Raw genomic sequence first — 13,867 nt, 5'->3', positions numbered from 1 at the left:
CAGCCTACGCCCGAGTTTCCCCAAAGAAAAGCCCTGATGGCGAACCTGTGATTGATCGGGCTTTGACCTTTGCTGCGGTTGCAGAAATGATAGGGCGTTGAATATAGGGAATTTCGATGCGGATCGTATTTGCAGCAATGTTTGTAGCGTTGTCGTTGGCAGGGTGCGTGATGGCACCAATCGGCCCTATGCCAACGGTCGGAAACAGCGAACCGGACCTAGCGCAGCGGGCCCAGTTTCTGCGCGTGGTGGACAACGTTGAACCTGTGATCGAACGCATTTGCCGCGAGGTGACCATTCAACGGGATTGCGATTTTCTGATCGTTGTCGACACCGCAGCGAACATGCCCGCGAATGCCTATCAAACGGTGGATCAACGTGGGCGCCCAGTGATCGCCTTTACCACCGCATTGCTGGACGACATTCAGAACGATGACGAACTGGCCTTTGTTCTGGGTCACGAAGCATCGCATCACATCGCGGGCCATCTGGAACAAACCCAGCGCAACGCCCAGATCGGAGCCGAGATTTTCAGCGGCCTTGCAGGGCTTGCTGGGTCCGGCGTGCCAGAAGATGTGACGCTGGCACGGGAACTGGGGGCCGCCGTTGGCGCGCGCGCCTATTCCAAAGACTATGAATTAGAAGCCGACAGGATGGCCGCACGTATCTCCACGATCGCAGGGTATGATGCGTGGAAAGGGGCGCAGTTCTTTTTCCGAATCCCTGATCCTGGTGACCGGTTTTTAGGGTCTCATCCGGCGAATGCAGACCGTGTTCGGGCCGTTCAAAACGTGGTCGCAGGCCTGAATTAACATACCCATTGGTAGAGTTTTCCCATGCCCGATTTTCAGCGGATCGGACCTTTTGGCACATTTTTTGAAAATAATTCACTCGGATGGATAAAATGGTCAGTCCGTCGGTCGTTACCCTACCTGAACGAAAAGTTCACTGCACCGAAGGGGATTTTGACATGGGCTCTATACAACATAAGACGTTCCAAAAGTCTAAAGACGTTGCTGGTACGCCGCGTTGTTGTCTCGAACTGTTCCTTGCGGTCGAAGATGGACACATGAATGCGACAAATGTTCATGACCTGTCCGAAACGTGCCGTAAGTGTCCGCGCAGGAACCGCGCGCGGGGGTGGATTAGTGATAATAGCAGCATCGGTGTGTGGAGCGGATGCGCCCACCAGCGGCAGCTGAAAGATGCAATGAAACGGTAAACGCGCCAAACGTTGGGTGGGCTTTGGCGTAACGAAAGCGAAGTTACGTGGCCTTTCCAATGTGCTGTCATATTTGCGCCCGTCGTGATGCGCCTGTGATGCACCTGCAGGTGCCATCATGAGCTATACCGTTAAAACCGTGCTGCCCGCCAAAGTCATCCACGACGCTGGCCGCGAAGATAGCCCCGAAGAAAAAGTAAACATCGTTGGTTTTGATGTGGTGGACACATCCGTTTTAGCGATGACCGTCGAAGACGCCACAGGCAACATGCAGCAATTCCCGCTGTGGCCGACCGTTCGGATTTCCACGCGCTATGGCAAACAACAAACGGGCGATCAGCTGTTGGCCGAACTGGTAAAGGCCAAAAAGGTCAATATGATCGAGCCGCCCAAACCGCGTCAGGAATTCCACCAGCCGCCGCTAGAGCCTGTAAAGCTGGTCAAGCTGCGCAAATGGGAAGTCTACGCCCTGACCTTTGTCATCATGTTCTTTATCTGGGAAATCGTGCGGCACGCGTTATAACGGCGCGCATGAAAATTCTGGATAACATCATTTCCGACCGCGGATCGAAATATTCGGTGTCCGGCGCGCCCGTCAATTCGCCCGAGGACGCCAAGGCATTCATCAAAACCCTGTGTAAAAACAAAAAGTTCGCCAAAGCGACCCATAACACATGGGCCGTTCTGCTGGACAACGGCCCGCTGAAAAACGACGACGGAGAAAGCGGCGCAGGCATGGTGATCGTGCGGATGCTGGAACGCGAAGGCCTACGCGGTCACCTCATCTGCGTCACCCGCTGGTTCGGCGGCAAACATCTGGGCGGAGACAGGTTCCGACACGTTCAGGATGCTGTGCGGGTTTATTTGGAGGGGATGGAGCGAAGAAAAACTATTAACAAATAGAATAATGATAAAAAGACCTAGCTTTACTCTGGGATATTTTCATCAGGATATAGCGTTCGCCAAGTTTTGTGTAATTCCGTGAAGCTCTTGTTAAGCTGCTTACCTTGAGCAGCCGTAGCTTGCAGGAATTTGAGCCGATATTGTGGCGATTTCTTAGGTATCCCTACTGCCTCAACTAGGCTTTGGGGTTGGTCAAAAATATCGGGATTTAAAATTACCCGAGTATCGGGGGCGGGTCGATCGGCCGAGTGGTCCAGAAATTCCATCAGTAGATCAGCATCGCTTTTCAGGCATTTAAATTTCGCTTGCAGACTATCATGATCAAAAAACTTGTTAGGGTTTTTGAGGAGCTTCTCCAAATCTGTGAGCCGGTCCAACTGCAGAACATCAAAGGACTGACCTATGTCATCCAAGAATCGCTGTATGCCATTAAAGTGCTCGTGTATCTCGTGATACAGAGATCGATCACCTTGTGTAGGTTTAATTCTTGTTTGTATCGAAGCGTTTGGCGCCGTGCTCTTTGTCTTCGAAGCAACGGCATTCTTACCGCTTGGAGAAGAATAAACTTCCGAGCCGATCCAAGTGAAAATCGCTGCAATCGCGCCCCAGACTTCCCAAGTTCTATTTTGATAGAATAGCTCTAGATCATCTTTAGTTGGGAGGTGAAGTGGGCGAAATAGCAATGCCACCAGAGCTATAGCAGTAGGCCAGCTCCGATTCTTATAAAATTTACTTTTTGCACAATTCTCTTACCCTAGGTTACCCCACAAATCATACTCCCCAGCCTCATCAACCTCAACCTTAACGATATCACCGACGGACAACCCTTGGGTGCCTTCGTCGATGAATAGGTTGCCGTCGATCTCTGGCGCGTCGGCCCATGTGCGGCAGGTGGCGATGCCGTCTTCGTCGATGTCGTCCACGATCGCTTCGACCGTTTTGCCGACTTTGGCCTGTAGTTTCGCCTCGGAAATGGCCTGTGCCTTTTCCATGAAACGTTCCCAGCGGTCCTGTTTCACCTCGGCGGGGACATGATCGGGCAGGTCGTTCGACCGCGCTCCGTCCACGTTTTCGTACTGGAAACAGCCGACGCGATCCAATTGCGCTTCGTCCAGCCAATCCAGCAGAGTGTTGAATTCATCCTCGGTTTCGCCGGGGTAGCCCACGATAAACGTGCTGCGCAGGGTCATATCTGGGCAGACCGACCGCCACGCCGCGATTTCGTCCAGCGTTTTCGCCGCCGCTGCAGGGCGCGCCATGCGTTTTAGCGTGTCGGGGTGCGCGTGTTGGAACGGGATGTCCAGATACGGCAGGATCAGCCCGTCCGCCATCAGCGGGATCAGGTCGCGCACATGCGGGTAGGGGTAGACATAGTGCAAACGCACCCACGCACCCAAACTGCCCAAATCGCGCGCCAGATCAGTGATGTGCGCACGGTGTTCGCGTTCGGTTTTGTGTTTGATGTCAACGCCATAGGCGCTGGTGTCTTGGGAAATGACCAGCAGTTCCTTAACACCTGCATCGACGAGTTTTTCCGCCTCGCGGATGACCGCATGGGCTGGGCGCGACGCCAGTTTGCCGCGCATATCTGGGATGATGCAGAATTTACATTTGTGGTTACAGCCTTCGGAGATTTTCAGATAGCTGTAGTGGCGCGGCGTCAGTTTCACGCCCGACGCAGGCAGCAAATCCACAAAGGGATCAGGTTTTGGCGGCACGGCGGCATGCACGCTATCCAGCACCTGTTCGTACTGATGCGGGCCCGTGACGGCCAGAATATTCGGGTGATGTTCGCGGATGTAATCAGGTTCCGCGCCCAAACAGCCGGTCACGATGACTTTGCCGTTTTCGACCAGCGCTTCGCCAATGGCGTCCAGCGATTCAGCCTTGGCCGAATCTAGAAAACCGCAAGTGTTCACGATCACCGCGTCCGCGCCCGTGTAATCGGGGCTGATCTGGTAACCTTCGGCGCGTAGGCGCGTCAAAATCCGTTCGCTATCGACCAACGCTTTGGGACAGCCCAAAGAGACCATGCCGATCGTCGGCTGGCCGTCGCGTTTTTCAGTATCGAAGCGGGGCTTTGGCGCCAGATCAGGGCGCAAGCTTGGCGGATTTTGAGACATGACAGCCCTATAATCCTGAATCTGCTGCCGTTAAAGAGATTACAGAGCTGCGACGATCAAAATCGCGTTTCTATCCTTTTGGTAAGTCAAAGGGGGCTATGCAGGCCGCCTTTGGTTTCGTATTGGTAAGAAATGCTATACACGTATCGAAACCGCAATTCTGACTGTCCTTATGAAATGGCGCTGGGTTTGGTGTCAAAACGGTGGAAGCCGCGCATTTTGGCGATCCTGTCTGAACAGACCCTGCGATATGGCGATTTAAAGGACGCATTGGCGGGCGTTTCGGACAAAGTGCTGACCGGCGCGTTGGATGATTTGACGCGGGACGGGTTGATCAGCCGCACAGCGTTCGCCGTGATCCCGCCGCGGGTCGAATATGCGCTGACCCCGCAGGGCGAAACGCTGCTAGAGGCGCTGGCGCCGTTGGCAGAATGGGCAAAGCGGGAAAATGGTCGATAAACCTGCTATATCATTTATTACCCAATGGTGAGAAATGATATTTATTGGCTTTCGTTCATGATCGTGTTCGCGACCAATTCGCTAATAGCATTGCTTCCTTTGGCGGATGGGTGGATCAGATCGAGCCCGTGAAAACTGCGGTCGCCATGGGGCACCAGTTCGGCCAGCGATACAAACACCACACCATCATCACCTTCGGCAAATCGGGCGATCCGCGCGTCCATTTCGTCGCCAATGGGGCCGCACGATTCAATCGGACCATTAACGCCGGGGGTACGCAGATATCCGGTGTAAAGAACCCGAGCGCCCGTTTCGCGCAGGTCGCGGATTGTGTCGGGAATAACGCCGGTTTGCCCATCGGCGGAAATCAGGCGGTCCAGACGTCGATCACAGGCGCCGCAACCGCAGCCGAACAGGATATCGTTGCCGCCGCCATTCATGACGATCCATTCCCAATTGCCGGTCAGGTACTGGCTTTGGATTTTCATACCTGCGGCGCCGCTGACGGGTAGGTTATAGATCAGGCGCGCGCCGGAAACGGATCGATCTATGACATTCGTGCCCAAACGATCCTGCAGGTGATCCGCCACGCTGTTTCCCGACAGGCGATTGAACGCCATCATGGAATCGCCCATCAGCAATATTTGCGGTTCCGAGGGATCCTCGACCGTATCAGTGCAGGACATGGCCAAAAGGCTGACCAAGACGATGAAAAACCAGCGCAACATGTGCCACCTGAATCTGTGTGGGCATAAAAATGATATCACAGTGATTTATAACGGGTGAAATGCGTTCAAATTAGGTCGGAAAACCTGCCTTGAGCGGGGGATGGGTGATTCGCATGAAAAAACCCGCCTCAATGGGCGGGTTGATCCGTAAAATCGTGGTGCCAATTAGCGGCGGCGATCGCGGCGCGCGCTCATGGGTTGGAAGGCCACGCCAACGTGCGCTTCGCAATATGGTTTGCCCTGTTGGACGGGCAGACCGCAGAACCAGAAATCTGATGTTGCTGGGTCACCGATCGGCCATTTGCAGGTGCGTTCGGTCAATTCCATCAGAGAAATTTTCTTGGCGGTTTTTTCCACCTCGTTCACGCGGGCCAGTGCCTCGGGCGAAATTTCGTTGGCCGATGGTTGCGGCGGCAAAGGCTGTCCTGCAGGGATAATCGCCTTGCGTGCTGGGCTCATTGGCACAGTGGCAGGGGGCTGCGCGGCGGCAGGCTCTGCGGCTTTCGGCTCTGGTTTGGGGGCCGGCTTGGCCTTGGGCTTCGGCGCTGGGGCCGGCTTTGGTGCCTCGGCCTTGGCCGCTTTGGGGGCGGCTGCCGCACCCGCGCTGGTCGCGCGGTTGGATAGGCCCAAACGGTGCACTTTGCCGATCACAGCGTTACGTGTAACGCCGCCCAGTTCTTTAGCGATCTGGCTTGCGGATTGGCCTTCGCCCCACATCTTTTTCAACAGCTCGACGCGTTCGTCGGTCCAGGACATATGAGTTCCTTTGACATTTTTGGCGGGCGCAGCGCGGCATCCGTCCTTGCAACATTGGTCAGAGACCTATTCTAAGCACCATTGAGCGGGATACAAGCGTTCGAATCGCGAAAACAGGAGAGGATGATGCAAGAACACGTCGCAATGGGCGTTCGCCGCTTTGGTCGGGTGAACTGGTTGGGCCTTTATACGTTGATCCGCCGAGAGATTTTGCGGTTCATGAACGTTTGGTCGCAAACAATCATGGCGCCGCTAATTAACGCGGGCCTGTTTCTGCTGATTTTCACAATTGCCATCGGTTCCCAACGCGGAGACGTCATGGGCGTGCCGTTTATGCATTTTCTGGCCCCCGGTATCCTAACGATGACGGTGATCCAGAACGCATTTGCGAATTCGTCGTCGTCGCTGACTTCGGCCAAGGTGCAGGGGAATATCGTTGATACGCTGATGCCGCCGCTGTCAGCGGGGGAATTGGTTGCGGGATATGTTTGCGGCGCTGTTGCGCGGGGCCTGTTGGTCGCGGTCGTGATCGCAGTGGGCGTTTGGCTGTTTCTGGGCGTTGGTATGCAGCATCCGCTGTGGGTGCTGGTGTTCGTCGTTCTGGGCGCTGTGTTTATGGGCGGTTTGGGCATCATCGCCGCGATTTTTGCCAATAAATTCGATCAGTTGGCGGCAATCAGTAATTTCATCGTGACCCCGCTGTCTTTCCTATCGGGCACGTTTTATTCCATCGATGCCTTGCCGCCGTTTCTGAATAAACTCAGCCACGTGAACCCGTTTTTCTACATCATCGACGGCGTCCGCTATGGGATGATCGGCGTGTCTGACGGCAGCCCGTGGCGCGGCCTGTGGGTCGCGGCACTGGCGGCGACCATCGTTCTGTCGATCTGCTGGTATTGGTTCCGCAAAGGTTACCGGCTCAAAGCATAAAACGCTTTGCATTATGCCATGTCGCCCCTATACGGGCGGCATGATGACCTGTGCACAAAACACCACGATTCGACGCCGACGCTAATTTATTTAGCGCCGCGCTGCTTTTGCGCACCCATCTTCCTTCCTTACACGTTGACATGCCCCCGCCAGCTTGGCACCAATCGGGCTTCTAATTTTTAAAGGGTTTGACCATGATCCCCTCTGTTTTGCCGACCTATAACCGTGCGCCGCTGTCTTTTGTCGAAGGCAAAGGCTCTTGGCTGATCGAGGCGGACGGCCGACGTTTTCTGGATTTGGGCGCGGGCATCGCGGTGAATTCGCTGGGACATGCGCACCCTGATCTGGTTGCGGCCCTAACGACCCAAGCGAATGCGCTGTGGCATGTGTCGAACCTGTATAAAATCCCTGCGCAACAGGAATTGGCCGATCGTGTGGTCGAAGCCTCCTTTGCCGACACCGTGTTTTTCACGAACTCGGGCACGGAATCGTGCGAACTGGCCGTGAAAATGGCGCGCAAATATCATTACGAAAAAGGCGCGCCAGAACGCACCACGATCATCACCTTTGACGGATCGTTCCACGGTCGTTCGTCGGCGGGCATCGCGGCCGCGGGGTCGGAAAAAATGGTCAAAGGTTTTGGCCCGTTGTTGCCAGGTTTCAAACACCTGAAATGGGGCGACCACGATGCATTGCGCGCAGCGGCGGCTGAACCGGATGTTGGCGCGATCCTGATCGAACCTGTTCAGGGCGAAGGCGGCATTCGCCCGCTACCTGATCAGTGCCTAAAAGGTCTGCGCGATCTGTGCGACGAACACGGTATCCTGTTGATTTTGGACGAAGTTCAATGCGGCGTGGGCCGTACGGGCAAACTGTTTGCGCATGAATGGTCGGGCGTGACGCCTGATATCATGATGGTCGCCAAAGGCATCGGTGGTGGTTTCCCGCTGGGCGCTGTTCTGGCCACCGAAAACGCGGCCTATGGCATGACCGCAGGCACCCACGGGTCCACCTATGGCGGTAACCCATTGGCCTGCGCGGTGGGCAACGCCGTGATGAAACACGTGGCCGACGATGTATTTCTGGCCGAAGTGAACCGCAAAGGCGCGTTGCTGCGTCAAAAACTAGAAGGGCTGGTCGCCTCTCATCCTGACGTGTTCGATCACGTGCGTGGGTCGGGCCTGATGCTGGGTATCAAATGCAAATCCCCGAACACTGATGTTGTGGCCGCTGGCTATGACAATGGCGTTCTAACGGTTCCCGCTGGGGACAACGTCCTGCGTTTGCTGCCCGCGCTGAACATCAGCGATGACGACATCGATCAGGCGATCACACGTCTGGATGCCGCAGCCGCCCAAATTGAAAAGGGCTAAGGCCCAAGCGAAAGATTATACGATGACCCATTTTCTGGATATCAACACCACCTCGCCCGAGGATCTGCGGGCGATTATCGACAGCGCCAAAGCGATGAAAGCAGCCCGTCAGGGCCAGCCGAAAGGCGCTTTGGATGCGGAAAAACCGCTGGACGGCCGTATGGTCGCGCTGATCTTTGAAAAACCATCCACCCGTACCCGCGTTTCGTTTGACGTGGGCGTACGCCAGATGGGCGGTCAGACCATGGTTCTGTCGGGCACTGATATGCAGCTGGGTCACGGTGAAACCATCGCCGATACCGCGCGCGTTCTGTCGCGTTACGTTGACATGATCATGATCCGCACATTCGAAGAACAGACCCTACAGGAAATGGCGGAATATGCGTCCGTTCCTGTGATCAACGGCCTGACCAACCGCACGCACCCATGCCAGATCATGGCCGACATCCAAACGTTCGAAGAACACCGTGGGTCGATCGCCGGTAAAAAGGTTGTCTGGTCGGGCGACGGCAACAACGTTTGCGCATCGTTCATCCATGCCGCTGGCCAGTTCGGTTTCGACCTGACGTTCACCGGCCCTGAAAAACTGGACCCAGAGGCCGTGTTCGTCGAAGAGGCCCGCGCAAAAGGCGTGACCATCGATATCGAACGCGATCCGATCAAAGCGGTCGAAGGCGCGGATCTGGTTGTCACTGATACGTGGGTGTCGATGCATGATCCGGCGTCCGCTCGTGAACGCCGCCATAACCTGCTGCACAAATATCAGGTCAACGAACGCCTGATGGCTGCGGCAAAACCTGACGCGTTGTTCATGCACTGTCTGCCTGCCCACCGCGAAGACGAAGCCACAAGCGCCGTGATGGATGGACCGAATTCGGTGATTTTTGACGAAGCGGAAAACCGTCTGCACGCACAAAAAGCCATCATGCGTCACTGTTTGGGCGCATAAATAAAAGGGGCCTTAGCGGCCCCTTTTTTCGTTACAGCGCTAGGCCGATGGTGACGGTGCCGGTATAGCCGGTTTCAGGATCACCTGTGACAACCATCGTGCGTTGTTCCATCTGCGCGTCCGAACTGTCGCCAAACACCATGTCGCGGGTCAGTGTCTGACGGTCCAAATTACGGATGCCGTTGGAATACAGATCGCTTTTCGCGTTGTAGACGGTTTCACAGTCGTCTTCGTTGAATGCGATCTGCGAAATCAGCAGGCTGTCGCGGCCCGTTGCGATGTCGTCAGGGGATGCGAAAACTTCGAAATGCATGTGCGGCCAGCGGCCATCGTAACAACCAGGGAAAATGCTGGTGAATTTCACGATGCCGTTTTCATCCGAAATGCCGACGCCGCGCAGATAGTTGCGGTCGGTCGTATCATAAAGCGAATACAGGCCCGTCACATCACAGTGCCACAGATACAGGGCATAGCCCGAAACCGGCGCGCAATTGTCGTTCACGTTGACCAATTGCAGCTGCATCTCTAGCGGAACACCTTCGGCGGTTGTGCCTTCGTAATCGCCGAAAGATGTGCGTAGGTCTTCGCGGATCACGCCTTCTTGGGTTAGGACGTTGACGGTTTGGCCCGCTTTGGCGTTGGTGCCGTCAGCAGGGTAGGGGCCCGCGGTTTCCTGTTGGTCTGCGACGCACATCAGATCGGCGGCAGCCGCTGGGCCAGCCATCGCAATACCGGTGCCTAGGCCCAGCAGCATCAATGCTTTGCGGCGGCCAATCAGGCGGGGCAGGTCGTGTTTTAGGCCGTGATCGTGGTCATGAATATCGGACATTTGAAATACCTTTTTGTTCGCGTTCAAAGGTTAAACGCATAAGTTTTGATATTCCGTCATAATTTTTTTGAATACTTGTCAGCCAAGCGCCTGCAAAACATGAAATGCGGCGGCGGAAAAGATCGCAGTGATTGGCAAGGTCACCATCCACGCTGCGATAATTGTCATGAAATGACTGCGCCGCACCAAACGGCGATGGCGGCGTTCTTCGACTGCGGTTCGGGGGTGTAGGGTCGACCGTTTCTGTTTTTGCGCCTGATCCCATTCACGAAAGAAACCAACGCCAAACACGGCGCCAACGGCGATATGGGTTGATGACACAGGCAGACCAAACCCACTGGCGATAATCACCGTGACTGCGGCAGACAGGGCGACGCAAAACCCGCGAACAGGGTTCAGTTTGGTGATCTGTTTGCCGACCATCCGGATCAATTTCGGGCCGAATGTCATCAGCCCGAATGAAATGCCCAATGCGCCAATCAACATCACCCACAGCGGAATTTCAGCATTAAAAGAAACATCGCCGTAGGAGTATGTGTGAACGATCGCGGCCAGCGGCCCAACCGCATTCGCAACGTCATTCGCCCCATGGGCAAAGGACAACAAAGCGGCGGCAATGACCAATGGTGCCCGAAACAATTGTTTGATTGATTTCGCGCGGTTTTCCATCCCAACGGATTTTGCGCGGATAACCGGTTTTGCAATCGCATAGGCCAACGCGGCAAATCCGGCGGACACCAACACAACCCGCAATGTTGATGGGGTGTCGATGACTTTGTTTAGACCTTTGGTCATAAGATAAGCGGAAAATGATCCAGCCATGATCGCAAAATAAACGGGCAGCCAACGGCGTGCGGCTGTGATCTGGTCGTCTTGGCCCAATATCGTGCGCCGTATCAGCGCCAAAAAAACCGCAGCGACCAAACCGCCAGCCAGCGGTGATGTGACCCAAGAGGCCATGATGATCATAACCGCAGGCCAGTTGACGACGGCAAACCCTGCACCTGCGATGCCCGCACCCAAAACCCCGCCAACAACTGCATGCGTGGTGGATACCGGTGCGCCGATCCATGTTGCGATGTTGACCCATAGGGCTGACGATATCAGGGCCGACAGCATGGCCCACATAAACACTTCTGACGTTGGGGCGACCGTTGGTTCTAGCAAATCACGCGAAATGGTCGTGACGACATCCCCGCCCGCGATCAAAGCGCCCGCCGCTTCGCAAATCGCGGCGATAGCGATCGCAACCCCGATGGGTAATGCGCCAGCCCCCACCGCAGGGCCCATATTGTTGGACACGTCATTGGCCCCGATGTTCAGCGCAAGGTAGGCGCTGAATACGGCTGCTGCGATAACGATGGCGGCCTTTGATTCAAGGCCAAAGAAAACGGCGGCCTCGATCCCTGCGCCAACAATGAAAATCAGCGCGATGCCCATGGCCACCAGCCGCCGTCCCGAAATGAACGACGCGGTTTCCAGCACGGAAATCCGTTTGAGGTCTTTGTCCAGCGACTGCCAGTCGTCATGTTGTTTGTGGCTCATACCCATCGGGTAAGCCTGACAGGTCACCGTTTCAAGCCTGTCGTCGCGGTTTTAACGGTTTGCAATCCAATGGCGTAGAAAATCCGACAAATCCGCATCGTCCACTTCGTCTGGGGCTGTATCCAGATCGACCAGACGGCGGTCACGTTCGGATATTTCGGGATAGTCATCTGACAATTCATCGACGGGGATCACATAAACGAATGTTTCGCAATCAAACCGCAGACCGCTGTCGCGTTCTTTGACCGTGTCAAATCGGCCTGCAAATTGGAATTTTTCTGGGTTCGAGATGACGCCTGCTTCTTCCCATGCCTCTAACGCGGCGGTCTCTGCGCCGGATTTTCCGTTTTCTGGCCAGCCTTTAGGGATAATCCATCGCCCGTTTGACGACGTGATCAAAACGATTTGTGTCTTGTCACTGTTAGCGCATATACACAGCGCGGCAAATTGCACTATTTTCGGGCGTTTCAGAATGGGCGTGACCACAGCGGCCAACATTCTAATTAACGACCTGAACATAAGTTTATCGGCTTTCGGGTTAGGGATGGATGTACCTACCAATACTGTCAGCCTGACGCAAATTTTGATGCTTGGAAAGGCAGACAAATGGACACTTTGGCAAATCTTGGCCTGTACGGTCTGGGGACAATGGGTAGCGCACTGGCGCTGAATATTCTGGATAACGGTTTTGCGCTGCACGTCGCGAACCGTTCCGAAGACGCGACGAAAGACTTCGCTGCCGAAGCGAACGACGCGGCGCTGGCTGACAAACTGACCACGCATGCATCATTGGCGGATATGGCACGCAACATGCCTGCTCCGCGCGCGATCATCCTGATGATCCCAGCGGGCAAACCTGTCGAATCCGCAATCGAAGACCTGTGTGATCTGCTGGAACCCGGTGATACCATCATCGATGCAGGCAACACCGATTTTCACGACACCCGCCGCCGCACCGCCTATGTCGAAGGCCGCGGCCTGACCTTTATCGGTATGGGCGTTTCGGGCGGCGAAGAGGGCGCACGCAACGGCCCGTCGATCATGGTTGGCGGCACGCCTGACGCGTGGTCGGGTATCCGTCCCGTCATCGAAGCGATTGCAGCCAAATTCGAAGGCGCCCCTTGTGCCGACCATCTGGGCCCAGATGGCGCAGGCCATTTTGTGAAAACCGTGCACAACGGCATCGAATATGCCGACATGCAGATGATCACCGAACTGTACGGCATGATGCGTTACGGCCAAGCCATGGATCCAGCAGCCATCGGCGCGCGTTTTGAATCGTGGGATACTGGTGCGCTGAAATCCTATCTGGTGGAAATCACCGGCAAGGTATTGCAAGCGACTGACAGCAAAACAGGCAAACCCGCCGTTGATGTGATCTTGGACAAAGCTGGTCAAAAGGGCACGGGCCGCTGGACCCTGATCGAAGCGTTGCGCCTTGGCCAATCCGCGTCGTCGATCGAAGCCGCCGTTGCGGCCCGTTCGTGGAGTTCCGAAAAAGACACCCGCGTCGCAGGCGAAGCGATCTTGGGCGGCACCCGCAACGCTGTTGACCTAACCGAGGCCGACTATGCCGACGCGTTGCTGGCTGCACGCATCATCGCATATGCCCAAGGTTTCCGTCTGCTGGCTGCGGCGTCCGAAGAATACGAATGGTCGTTGGATTTCGCACGCATCGCTGAAATCTGGCGTGCGGGCTGTATCATCCGTTCGTCGTTGCTGGATGATATTTCGGCAGCATTCCGTGGTGACATGCCACACGGCCAATTGGTGTTCGCGCCAGCCTTTGCTGAACGCCTGTCGAAAACCGTTCCTGCATTGCGCCGCGTTGTGGCTGCTGCTGCGCTGGGCGGTCACCCGATCCCTGCGTTGGCATCGGCGCTGTCGTTCATCGACACCTTTGCAATGGCGCGCGGCCTGACCGACCTGATCCAAGGTCAGCGCGATTTCTTTGGTATGCACGGGTTCGAACGGTTGGACGACGGATCCACAGGCCAACACGGACCTTGGTGGGAATAAATAAAAAGGCGCGGGATGATCCCCGCGCCTT

At 55.6% G+C, this 13,867-nt stretch carries 16 protein-coding genes; 8 read left to right on the top strand and 8 right to left on the bottom strand.

Annotated elements, in window-relative coordinates:
• Nucleotides 1–116 precede the first annotated feature (116 nt).
• On the top strand, nt 117–812 hold the full coding sequence (locus tag ACXAGA_RS03640; RefSeq protein WP_475116137.1) for a M48 family metalloprotease: 696 nt from the start codon (nt 117–119) through the stop codon (nt 810–812).
• Between the two features lie 116 nt (nt 813–928).
• Here ACXAGA_RS03640 and ACXAGA_RS03635 read toward each other — a convergent pair whose 3' ends face one another.
• Nucleotides 929–1,342 carry a hypothetical protein gene (locus ACXAGA_RS03635; RefSeq protein WP_475116136.1) on the bottom strand — a complete coding sequence of 138 codons (414 nt, stop codon included), beginning with the start codon at nt 1,340–1,342 and terminating at the stop codon, nt 929–931.
• Between ACXAGA_RS03635 and ACXAGA_RS03630 the strand changes: the two genes are divergently transcribed.
• Both ACXAGA_RS03630 and ACXAGA_RS03625 read left to right on the top strand, forming a co-directional pair.
• A complete protein-coding gene (locus ACXAGA_RS03630; RefSeq protein ID WP_475116135.1) occupies nt 1,341–1,745 on the top strand; it encodes a hypothetical protein in 405 nt (134 codons plus the stop codon). The genes ACXAGA_RS03635 and ACXAGA_RS03630 overlap by 2 nt on opposite strands.
• An 8-nt stretch (nt 1,746–1,753) precedes the next feature.
• Nucleotides 1,754–2,125, top strand: coding sequence for a YigZ family protein (locus tag ACXAGA_RS03625; protein WP_475116134.1), 372 nt, complete (start codon nt 1,754–1,756; stop codon nt 2,123–2,125).
• A 23-nt stretch (nt 2,126–2,148) separates the two neighbouring features.
• On the opposite strand, the gene ACXAGA_RS03620 is transcribed toward ACXAGA_RS03625, so the two are convergent.
• Both ACXAGA_RS03620 and rimO read right to left on the bottom strand, forming a co-directional pair.
• Complete coding sequence (locus tag ACXAGA_RS03620) at nt 2,149–2,814, bottom strand: hypothetical protein (protein WP_475116133.1); 666 nt, start codon at nt 2,812–2,814, stop codon at nt 2,149–2,151.
• Nucleotides 2,815–2,874: 60 nt separating this feature from the next.
• On the bottom strand, nt 2,875–4,248 hold the full coding sequence (rimO, locus tag ACXAGA_RS03615; RefSeq protein ID WP_475116132.1) for a 30S ribosomal protein S12 methylthiotransferase RimO: 1,374 nt from the start codon (nt 4,246–4,248) through the stop codon (nt 2,875–2,877).
• A gap of 132 nt (nt 4,249–4,380) precedes the next feature.
• On the opposite strand from rimO, the gene ACXAGA_RS03610 reads away from it, so the two are divergent.
• A complete protein-coding gene (locus ACXAGA_RS03610) occupies nt 4,381–4,707 on the top strand; it encodes a winged helix-turn-helix transcriptional regulator (RefSeq protein WP_475116131.1) in 327 nt (108 codons plus the stop codon).
• A gap of 41 nt (nt 4,708–4,748) precedes the next feature.
• Here ACXAGA_RS03610 and ACXAGA_RS03605 read toward each other — a convergent pair whose 3' ends face one another.
• On the bottom strand, nt 4,749–5,435 hold the full coding sequence (locus ACXAGA_RS03605) for an SGNH/GDSL hydrolase family protein (protein WP_475116130.1): 687 nt from the start codon (nt 5,433–5,435) through the stop codon (nt 4,749–4,751).
• Between the two features lie 165 nt (nt 5,436–5,600).
• Nucleotides 5,601–6,191, bottom strand: coding sequence for a GcrA family cell cycle regulator (locus ACXAGA_RS03600; RefSeq protein ID WP_475116129.1), 591 nt, complete (start codon nt 6,189–6,191; stop codon nt 5,601–5,603).
• Between the two features lie 126 nt (nt 6,192–6,317).
• Between ACXAGA_RS03600 and ACXAGA_RS03595 the strand changes: the two genes are divergently transcribed.
• The 3 genes from ACXAGA_RS03595 to argF all read left to right on the top strand — a co-directional run bounded on the left by ACXAGA_RS03595 (nt 6,318) and on the right by argF (nt 9,443).
• Nucleotides 6,318–7,121 carry an ABC transporter permease gene (locus ACXAGA_RS03595; RefSeq protein ID WP_475116128.1) on the top strand — a complete coding sequence of 268 codons (804 nt, stop codon included), beginning with the start codon at nt 6,318–6,320 and terminating at the stop codon, nt 7,119–7,121.
• Between the two features lie 194 nt (nt 7,122–7,315).
• Nucleotides 7,316–8,494, top strand: coding sequence for an acetylornithine transaminase (locus tag ACXAGA_RS03590; protein WP_475116127.1), 1,179 nt, complete (start codon nt 7,316–7,318; stop codon nt 8,492–8,494).
• 22 nt (nt 8,495–8,516) lie between these two features.
• Nucleotides 8,517–9,443: an ornithine carbamoyltransferase gene (argF, locus tag ACXAGA_RS03585; protein ID WP_475116126.1), complete on the top strand. Its 927-nt coding sequence runs from the start codon at nt 8,517–8,519 to the stop codon at nt 9,441–9,443.
• Nucleotides 9,444–9,474: 31 nt separating this feature from the next.
• Here the strand turns inward: argF and ACXAGA_RS03580 are convergent, their stop codons facing one another.
• The 3 genes from ACXAGA_RS03580 to ACXAGA_RS03570 form a co-directional block, all read right to left on the bottom strand.
• Nucleotides 9,475–10,272 carry a dioxygenase family protein gene (locus tag ACXAGA_RS03580; protein ID WP_475116125.1) on the bottom strand — a complete coding sequence of 266 codons (798 nt, stop codon included), beginning with the start codon at nt 10,270–10,272 and terminating at the stop codon, nt 9,475–9,477.
• A gap of 78 nt (nt 10,273–10,350) precedes the next feature.
• Complete coding sequence (locus tag ACXAGA_RS03575; protein ID WP_475116124.1) at nt 10,351–11,817, bottom strand: inorganic phosphate transporter; 1,467 nt, start codon at nt 11,815–11,817, stop codon at nt 10,351–10,353.
• A gap of 51 nt (nt 11,818–11,868) precedes the next feature.
• Complete coding sequence (locus tag ACXAGA_RS03570; protein WP_475116123.1) at nt 11,869–12,315, bottom strand: NUDIX hydrolase; 447 nt, start codon at nt 12,313–12,315, stop codon at nt 11,869–11,871.
• A gap of 108 nt (nt 12,316–12,423) precedes the next feature.
• Here ACXAGA_RS03570 and gndA point away from each other — a divergent pair, with 108 nt between their 5' ends.
• Nucleotides 12,424–13,836, top strand: coding sequence for an NADP-dependent phosphogluconate dehydrogenase (gene gndA, locus ACXAGA_RS03565; protein WP_475116122.1), 1,413 nt, complete (start codon nt 12,424–12,426; stop codon nt 13,834–13,836).
• Nucleotides 13,837–13,867: the final 31 nt, after the last annotated feature.

It is taken from the genome of Marivivens sp. ABH4_498 (assembly GCF_056160585.1).
The sequence above is the reverse complement of the archived record's forward strand: the minus strand, read 5'-3'. Positions and strand labels throughout refer to the sequence as shown.